Source organism: Brevibacillus sp. MCWH (assembly GCF_013096935.1).
Classification (GTDB): domain Bacteria; phylum Bacillota; class Bacilli; order Brevibacillales; family Brevibacillaceae; genus Brevibacillus; species Brevibacillus aydinogluensis.
Genome location: NZ_SDLF01000234.1, coordinates 1 through 393, shown reverse-complemented (window position 1 = coordinate 393; position 393 = coordinate 1). Strand labels below are relative to the sequence as shown.

At 28.8% G+C, this 393-nt stretch carries 1 protein-coding gene; it reads left to right on the top strand.

The features are described from left to right. Positions 1-393 (top strand): Mu transposase domain-containing protein (locus ETC00_RS20240; protein ID WP_483296504.1); only part of this gene is annotated, 393 nt, incomplete at both ends.

Genomic DNA, 393 nt, shown 5'->3' with positions numbered 1-393 from the left:
CTGTAGAACTTATTGAGCTAGTAGACGATTTATGTCACGAATTGAATCACTTAGAAATTTCACAAGCAACAGAACAACGACCTATCGACGTTTTCAATTATGAAGAAAAAGAACATTTAAATTTTTTTAATGCCAAGTTACTAGATACTTACATCGAAAATGAGTGTATAAGAATCGTTTCTAAAGAATCGATGATTAACTTTAGAAAAGGTAAATACTCGGTACCTACTAAATACATTGGTGAAGAAGTACAAGTGATATTCAACAATTCTACTGATGAATTGCTGATTTATTATGATGGTGAATTAATAAGACGGTATAATCTATCCGAAAGAAAATTTAATTATATCGTTGAAGATATGAGTGAAATATTAAAATCAGATGTATTTAAAC